This window comes from Sphingomonas bacterium (genome assembly GCF_903644055.1).
Lineage (GTDB): Bacteria > Pseudomonadota > Alphaproteobacteria > Sphingomonadales > Sphingomonadaceae > Sphingomonas_I.
Window position 1 is genome coordinate 1 of the sequence record NZ_CAHJXD010000179.1, and the last position, 7,984, is coordinate 7,984.

9 protein-coding genes and 1 tRNA gene are annotated in these 7,984 nt (G+C 64.6%); all 10 read right to left on the reverse strand.

From position 1 onward, the window contains the following. The coding region (locus tag HUU94_RS07870) for a PilZ domain-containing protein (RefSeq protein WP_174274540.1) at nt 1–666 on the reverse strand (666 nt) is incomplete at its 3' end. 238 nt (nt 667–904) lie between these two features. After that, nucleotides 905–1,477 (reverse strand): DUF1697 domain-containing protein, encoded by a 573-nt coding sequence (locus tag HUU94_RS07875; RefSeq protein WP_217429590.1) that lies wholly within the window; start codon nt 1,475–1,477, stop codon nt 905–907. Between the two features lie 337 nt (nt 1,478–1,814). Next, nucleotides 1,815–2,192: a 50S ribosomal protein L7/L12 gene (rplL, locus tag HUU94_RS07880; RefSeq protein WP_174274541.1), complete on the reverse strand. Its 378-nt coding sequence runs from the start codon at nt 2,190–2,192 to the stop codon at nt 1,815–1,817. Between the two features lie 106 nt (nt 2,193–2,298). Next, nucleotides 2,299–2,814: a 50S ribosomal protein L10 gene (rplJ, locus tag HUU94_RS07885; RefSeq protein ID WP_174274542.1), complete on the reverse strand. Its 516-nt coding sequence runs from the start codon at nt 2,812–2,814 to the stop codon at nt 2,299–2,301. Nucleotides 2,815–3,134: 320 nt separating this feature from the next. Then, on the reverse strand, nt 3,135–5,432 hold the full coding sequence (locus HUU94_RS07890) for a TonB-dependent receptor (protein ID WP_174274543.1): 2,298 nt from the start codon (nt 5,430–5,432) through the stop codon (nt 3,135–3,137). A gap of 276 nt (nt 5,433–5,708) precedes the next feature. Then, nucleotides 5,709–6,398, reverse strand: coding sequence for a 50S ribosomal protein L1 (gene rplA, locus HUU94_RS07895; protein WP_174274544.1), 690 nt, complete (start codon nt 6,396–6,398; stop codon nt 5,709–5,711). A 4-nt stretch (nt 6,399–6,402) separates the two neighbouring features. Further along, nucleotides 6,403–6,834: a 50S ribosomal protein L11 gene (gene rplK, locus HUU94_RS07900; RefSeq protein WP_174274545.1), complete on the reverse strand. Its 432-nt coding sequence runs from the start codon at nt 6,832–6,834 to the stop codon at nt 6,403–6,405. A gap of 150 nt (nt 6,835–6,984) precedes the next feature. After that, nucleotides 6,985–7,524, reverse strand: coding sequence for a transcription termination/antitermination protein NusG (nusG, locus tag HUU94_RS07905; protein ID WP_174274546.1), 540 nt, complete (start codon nt 7,522–7,524; stop codon nt 6,985–6,987). Between the two features lie 8 nt (nt 7,525–7,532). After that, the gene (gene secE / locus HUU94_RS12825; protein WP_254602045.1) at nt 7,533–7,727 is read right to left on the reverse strand and encodes a preprotein translocase subunit SecE; all 195 of its coding nucleotides are present in this window, start codon (nt 7,725–7,727) and stop codon (nt 7,533–7,535) included. A 180-nt stretch (nt 7,728–7,907) separates the two neighbouring features. Then, a tRNA-Trp gene (locus tag HUU94_RS07915) sits at nt 7,908–7,983 on the reverse strand. Nucleotide 7,984: the final 1 nt, after the last annotated feature.

A 7,984-nucleotide genomic window follows, 5' to 3' on the forward strand; every position in this document is an offset into this window, starting at 1 on the left:
GGGCGGGGGAAACCAGGCGGCGGGCCCGCACGCCGCCTCACCCGCCATGCGCCAGCCCGGATTGAGCGCCAGGCGCCAGTCGGCGAAGGCGGGGTAGGGGATCAGCTCCTCGAACATCACCCCGCCTTCGCCGTCGCGCCACCATTTGATCTCGCCGGGCAGGGGGCCGAGATGGTCGATCGCGATCGTGCAGGGCGTATCGGCATCGAACATATCGTCGAGCATCAGCTTGAGCCCCGATTGCGAGATGTTCGAGATACGCGCGGGCAGCTTGAAATGATCGACGAACAAAGTGGCCTCGACATCCACGGTCAGGCGCGGCGAGCGGACGCTCGTCACGCGTTCGTCAAACGAGCAATGCGAGAGCATCTCCATCATCGGCGTCGGCTCATCGAAGCTCACGCCGACGATCCCCCCGTCGGCCCAGGAGACGTGGCCGACGATGCAATGTCCGGTGCGAAGCTCGATCGCGACGCGCTCGCCCGCCGCCGCCGGGCAATAGACCTCGGCGCGCAGCCCATCGGCCGAGACGCCGCGCAGCCGGCAAAGCTCCTCATGACCACCGATGCCGAGCTTCGCGACTTCCAGCAGGCTCGCCTGGCGCACGTCGCGGCGGCGCTCGGCGCCCGGGGGCGGCTCGGCCTCCGCCGCCTGCTTCCGCCGCATCCGCTCCATCATTCCCACGGCCTCACGCTCCCGACTGCGATGAAGCGCGCATAACGGCGCGTTAATGGAGTTTTGGATGCCGGACATGGCTTAGGCGGCGTTAATCATGACGCGCGGGCGACGGAGGTCGGCTTCCGCCCATGCCCGGCCATTCCAGAGGCCGGCCGCGCTGCTAAAAGCGGATAATGAGGGGCTGTCCCGTTCAATCTGACGGAGTGCGACGCCGACGGGACCGACTCTAAGCCACGGCGGCCGTCATTTCGGCCAGCTTGGCGACCGTGTTCATGTTGCGCGCCGTGCCGTGCTTCTCGCTGGGTATGCGGAGCCGCGTGGTCGCCATGCCGTCCGGATAGAGGACGAACAATTCGCGCTTTCCCAAGCGTATCCGCTCGTTCTTGGCGCCGGTCACTCCATCAAGGGGATCGTTCGGGAGCGGTCCATCGACGAACAGCGCCATGACACGGTTGCCGGGCGAGTCCGCGAACGGATTGCGAGCAAGCGCGTCGGCGATTTCGGAGGCCGTTCGCACCACCACGCCCACATTCTTCCCGGCATAGACGCGTAGCCGATCCTCCAGGGCGGACCGGACCTGATCTTCGGCGGCGTCACTTCGGAAAACGACGTTGCCGCTCGCGATATAGGTTCGCACCTGGCCGAACCCTGCCGCCTCGCACATCTCGACCAGCACCGTCATTGGCAACGCCCCGGTGCCGCCGACATTCACGGCCCTCAGCAGAGCCACATATCCCGTCATCTTTCCCGCTCCAGCCGTCGTGGCAGCATCATCGCCCACGATCCGTGTACGCTTCAAGCGGCCGCGCCTTGAAGAAGACAGTTAGTTGTCTACCATCGACTGACGTTAGAGCAGGATGATTTAGATTGACCTATTCCTCCGTTCATCCTGAGTAGGGATCGAGCCTGTCGAGAGCCCGTATCGAAGGACATGCGCTGGAGCGGTACTTCGATACGAGCCCTCGATACGCTCCTGCGGAGCTACTCGGTCTCTACTCAGCATGAGCGGGTAAGGCTGAAGTCATCCGACTCTAGCGGATCAAGAAACGGAAAAAGGGCGACCCTTGCGGGCCGCCCTTTCTTGCTCCGGCTCCCGGCGTTCACCGGGACGAGTTCTTGCGGCCGGGCCGCAAGACTTACTTAAGCTCGACGGTCGCGCCGGCTTCTTCGAGCTGCTTCTTGAGCTTCTCGGCCTCGTCCTTGTTGATGCCTTCCTTGACCGCCTTGGGGGCGCTCTCGACCAAAGTCTTGGCTTCGGTCAGGCCGAGCCCGGTGATCGCGCGGACCTCCTTGATGACATTGATCTTCTTGCCGCCGTCGCCGGTCAGGATCACGTCGAACTCGGTCTTCTCTTCGGCGGCCGGAGCGGCGGCACCACCGCCGCCGGCGGCGGGAGCTGCGGCGACAGCGGCGGCGGAAACGCCCCACTTCTCTTCGAGCAACTTGGAAAGCTCGGCCGCCTCGAGGACGGTCAGGGTCGAAAGGTCGTCAACAAGCTTCTGAAGGTCTGCCATGATAATCACTCCATCTGTTTCGATCCGTCATGCCAGCGAAGGCCGGCATCTCCTCGTTTCGGGGAGATCCCAGCTTTCGCTGGGATGACGGTAGGTTGAGGTCGGTTTATGCTGCTTCCTTGGCCGCATAGGCCCCGAACACGCGGGCGAGCTGGCCGGCGGGTGCGACGAGCACCGAGGCCACCTTGGTCGCGGGCGCCTGGATAAGGCCCACGATCTTGGCGCGCAGCTCATCGAGGCTGGGCAGCTCGGCGAGCGCCTTCACCCCGTTCACGTCGAGCACGGTCTCGCCCATCGCGCCGCCGACGATTTCCAACTTGTCGTTGGTCTTCGCGAAAGCGACGACGACCTTGGCGGCCGCGACCGGGTCCACCGAAGTGCTGAGCGCCGTCGGCCCCGTCAGCAGATCGCTGAGCGTGGTGTAGGGCGTGCCTTCGGCTGCGATGCGGGCAAGGCGGTTCTTGGTCACCTTGTAGCTGGCGCCCGCTTCCCGCATCTTCACCCGGAGCTGCGTCGATTGCGCGACGGTCATCCCGAGATTACGCGTGACGACCACGACGGACGTCTCGCTTAGAGTGCGGTTCAGCGCAGCCACCTGCTCGGACTTCTGAGCACGATCCATTGCCATCTCCAATTCGTCCGGCGCACCATGCGCCGAACGCGTCTTAGCCATCCGGGCGAGCCCGAACGGCGAAGGGTCCGATGGGGAATGGATGCCTGACCCCGGCGCACGAATGCGATGGGCGGACCGGAAGCTTCTCTCACGAGCCGCCGGCAAAATCTCTTCCCCGTCTCGGCAGGGCATTAAGCGGGGGCAAATCCCCCGCACCTGCTGTCTCGGACGGATGCCGATCGGATGAACCGATCAGCAGGCGGACCTTTCACCGAATGGCCCGCGAAAGTCAAGGTTCGGGCCGGATTTCCCGCGCCCTACCGCATTTCTTAGTATTTGGCCGAGGCCGATACGCCGATGATCCGGGGATCGTTGTAGACGGCGGCCATGTAATTTTCGATCACGCCTTTGAGCACGCGCTCGTTGGTGAGGTTGCGCGCGAAGACCGCGACCTGATATTTGCCGTTGGCGAATTCGTAGCCGATCTTGCCGCCCCATTCGAGATTGCCGTTCGAATTGAACTCGCGCGTCTTGTAGAGCACGAACTGCGTGAAGCCCTGCATGTTGAAGTCGGTCTCGACGAACGCCTTGCTGCTCGCGGTGATGGGCATGTCGTAATGGCCCGAGAGGTTGATGTTGAACGACGGCGCGTTGGGCAGCGGATCGCCGTCGATCTGCGCGAAGATTGTGCCGCGAACATTGATCGTCGGATCGAGCACGGTGCAGACCACGACGCCGTTGAGCGCGCACACCTGCGCATAGACATTCTTGTCGCGGATGCGGCTGTGAAGATAGCTGGCGCCCGCCGAGATCGTCAGGTTGCGCGCGGGGCGCACCTGGATATCGCCTTCCACGCCATAGGCCTTGGCCTTTTCGGCGTTGAACAGCACGCCGTTGCCGTTGGCGTCGTTGCCGTTGAGCTGGATGTCCTTCACCGTATAGCCGAAGCCAGTGAGGTTGAAGCGCAGCCGATCGTCGAGCAGCTTGGTCTTGATGCCGGCCTCGTAGGACAGGTTCTTTTCCGAATTCGCGGTGGTGAAATCGGAGTTGAACACCGCCGATCGGCCCTGGATCGTCGGGCCGCGAAAGCCCTTGGCGACGCGCGCATAGACGCTGAAGTTCGGATCGACCGCATAGAGCGCGCTGATGTCCCAGCTCGGCTGCGTATCGGAGAGGCGAACGTAGCGGCGGCCGGTATAAGTGACGGCGCCGGCGGCGGTATCGGCGGTCTTGAGCAGCCGCGTGCTCTTCGAATCCTTGGTGCCGCGCGCGCCGCCGGTGATCGTGAGCCGGTCGGTCAACGCATAGCTGAACTGGCCGAAAAGCGCGTAGGAGGTGTTGACGTCGTGCAGCCGCACCCAATTGTTCGGGTTGCGCGCGGCGGTGGTGAGGAAGAAGGCGCGCTGGTAGAAATCGGTGATGTCGCGATTGTCGAAATACATGCCGCCGACCTGCCATTTGAAGCGGCCGTCGCCGTTGCTGGCGAGGCGCAGTTCCTGCGTCCACTGATCGAGCCCGCGCACCTGGCCCTGCGATTGGCCGAAGCCGTTGGGGACGCCGCCGACGGGGAAGTTGGCCGCGGCGCCGCCATCGGTATCGCCGCGGCTGAAGCCGTGCGTGGTCTCGTAGGCGGTGATCGAGGTCAGGGTCGCGAAGCCGAAGTCATAGGCCGCGTTCAGCGAGCCGCCATAGGTGTGATAGGCCTGCGGATTGTTCTGCGCTTCGTCGAAGGAGACGATGCCGCGCGGGGCGACCGGCACGTTCGAGCCCTTGACGATCCCGGCGCGCAGGAACAGCGTCGACGTGCCGCTATAATCGCGCGCGTGGCCCGAGGCGAGCAGCGACAGGCCTTCGACCGGTGTGAGCAGCAACTGGAGGCGGACGTCCTTCTCGTCATAGCCGGCCATCGCGTTCTTCTTGGGCGAGACCGTGCCGTCGGCGCTGGCGCCGGCATAGACGTTGTCGACCCAATCGTCGCGGTGCTGGAACAGGCCGGAGAGCCGGAAGGCGATCTTGTCCTGCACGATCGGGCCGCCGATGCCGCCCTCGAGGTTGACGGTGTTCTTGCTGCCGTAGGAGGCGCTGCCCCGGCCCTGGAAGGTCTGGGTGGGGCGGACGGTATCGATCTTGATGATGCCCGCGGTGGTGTTGCGGCCGAACAGCGAGCCCTGCGGGCCGCGCAGCACCTCGATCTGGTTGACGTCGAACGCGGGGTTCGACTTGAGCACGACATGCTCGAGCACGACATCGTCCTGGATGATCTCCACCGGCTGCGAGGCGCCGAGGTAGAAATCGATGTTGCCGAGGCCGCGAATGTAGAAGCGCGGGAAGATGCGGCCCGTCGTCGTCTCGACATAGAGGCTGGGGGTGCGGCCGGAGAGCGTCAGCAACGTATCGTCGCCACCCGCCGTATAGGTGCTGAGCGCATCGCCGCTGATGACGCCGACCGAGACTGGCACCTTCTGGAGATTCTCGGAACGCCGTTCGGCGGTGACGACGATATCGCCGAGCGTGTCGCCGTTGGCGGGCGCGGCATCCTGCGCAATCGCGGCGGTGGCGGCGATCAGCGCGGCGAACGAAACGCCGGCGCGAATGGCCGTCGAGCGGAACTGGACTTTCACGATCATCCCCTTGTGAAACTGTCGGCGGCGGCCGGGCCGTCGCCTGTCTGCGTGGCGCCTCGGCGACGCCTGCCCGAACATCCCCTCGTCGGCGGCCCGTCTGCGGAGCCTGCCGTCAGCGCGCCGTGATCAAAGTTTGTGACGGCTGCAAGGCCGGCGCGGGACGCGTGCCGAACGGTGCGCGGGTGAGGCTTTTCGGCCACGCGTAATCCGCTGGGGAGGCGCGAACGAAAAAGGGCCGGGATCGCTCCCGGCCCTTCCGTGGTCATTGGTGAGGCAGGATCAGGCGATCGAAACCTCGGCGGGATCGATCTTGACGCCCGGACCCATGCTGGAGCTGATCGCGACCTTCTTGAGATATTTGCCCTTGGCGCCCGAGGGCTTGGCCTTGACGATCGCATCGACCAGCGCATCGAAATTGGCGCGCAGGTCTTCCGCCGGGAAGCTCGCCTTGCCGATCCCCGAATGGATGATCCCCGCCTTCTCGACGCGATATTCGACCTGGCCGCCCTTGGCCGCCTTGACCGCCTCGCCGACATTCATCGTCACCGTGCCGAGCTTGGGGTTGGGCATCAGGCCCTTGGGACCCAGGATCTTGCCGAGCCGTCCGACCAGACCCATCATGTCGGGCGTGGCGATGCAGCGGTCGAAATCGACCGTGCCGCCCTGGATCGTTTCGAGCAGATCCTCGGCGCCGACGACCTCGGCGCCCGCCGCGCGCGCCTCGTCCGCCTTGGCGCCGCGCGCGAACACGCCGACGCGGACGTCCTTGCCCGTGCCCTTGGGCAGCGTGACGACGCCGCGCACCATCTGATCGGCATGGCGCGGATCGACGCCCAGGTTGAGCGCGACCTCGATCGTCTCGTCGAACTTGGCGGTGGCGTTGGTCTTGGCGATTCCGATCGCCTCGTCGACGCCGTGCAGCTTGATCGTATCGACCGTGAGGGCCTTCTGCTTCTTGCTCAATGCCATCGGATCAGCCCTCCACAACCGAAAGGCCCATCGCGCGGGCGGAGCCTTCGATGATCTTCGTCGCCGCCTCGATATCGTTGGCGTTCAGGTCCTTCATCTTGGCCTGCGCGACTTCGGCGACCTGGCTGCGCTTGATCGTGCCCGCCGATGCCTTGCCCGGCTCCTTCGAACCCGCCTTGAGCCCGGCGGCCTTCTTGAGCAGATAGGTCGCGGGCGGGGTCTTGGTCTCGAACGAGAAGCTGCGATCGGCATAGACGGTGATCACCGTCGGCAGCGGCGTGCCGACCTCCTCGCCGCCGGTCTGCGCGTTGAACGCCTTGCAGAATTCCATGATGTTGACGCCGCGCTGGCCGAGCGCGGGGCCGATCGGCGGGCTGGGATTGGCCTTGCCGGCCGGGACTTGCAGCTTGATGTAACCGGTAATCTTCTTCGCCATTGTTACCTCCTATGGCTTAGCGGTGCTGACGGCCTGACGGCCTCCCGCGGTTTCCGCCCCGAGATCGTCACCCCAGGGAAGCTGGGGGCTCGTGCGGCAGGGGCGCCGCTTATCCTCACGAGATCCCGGCTTTCGCCGGGATGACGGCAACTATTTCACCCGTTCGACCTGCTCGAATTCCAGTTCGACCGGCGTCGCGCGGCCGAAGATCGAGACCGAGACCTTGACGCGGCTGCGATCGAAATCGAGCTCCTCGACGAGGCCGTTGAAGCTCGCGAACGGGCCTTCCAGCACCTTGACGCTGTCGCCGATATCGTAATCGACCTTGATCTTCGCCTTGGGTGCTGCGGTGGCCTGCTCCTCCTTGGTGTTGAGGATGCGCGCGGCCTCGGCGTCCGAAATCGGCTGCGGTTTGCCGCTGGAGCCGAGGAAGCCCGTGACCTTCGGCGTATTCTTGACGAGGTGATAGACGTCGTCGTTCATCGCCAGCTTGGCGAGCACATAGCCGGGGAAGAACTTCTTGTCCGACGTCACCTTCTTGCCGCGGCGGACCTCGGTCACCTTCTCGGTGGGCACCTCGACCGCCTCGACCAGGGTTTCAAGCCCGAGCCGGGTCGCATCGGTGAGGATCTGATCCTTCACCTTGTTCTCAAAGCCCGAATAAGCGTGGATGATATACCAGCGCGACATAATCTCTCTTAACCTTGCACGAGCGAGAGCAGGAAACGGACGATCCTGCTGAAGCCCCAATCGACCGTGAAAAAGAAGATGCCGAGAATCAACGTCATCGCCACCACCATCACGGCGGTCATCACGGTTTCGCGGCGGCTGGGCCAGACGACCTTGGCGGTCTCGGCCTTCACCTGCTGCGCGAAGATGGGAATGTTGCGGATGCGGGCGCCCACGCCCTTGCCGCTCGATCCCGTTCCGCCTGAAGACGTCTGCGCCAAAAAATCGCCTCTCTTCAACAGCCATAGGGCCACGGACGGCCCCCGACCCATCCGTCGGCGCCGCCCCCGGCCCTCTCACAAATTCCCGAACCCGCAAGGCCCGCTCACGCTATCCCGAAGGATTGGCAGGAGTGGAGGGACTCGAACCCACGGCCCTCGGTTTTGGAGACCGATGCTCTACCAACTGAGCTACACTCCTC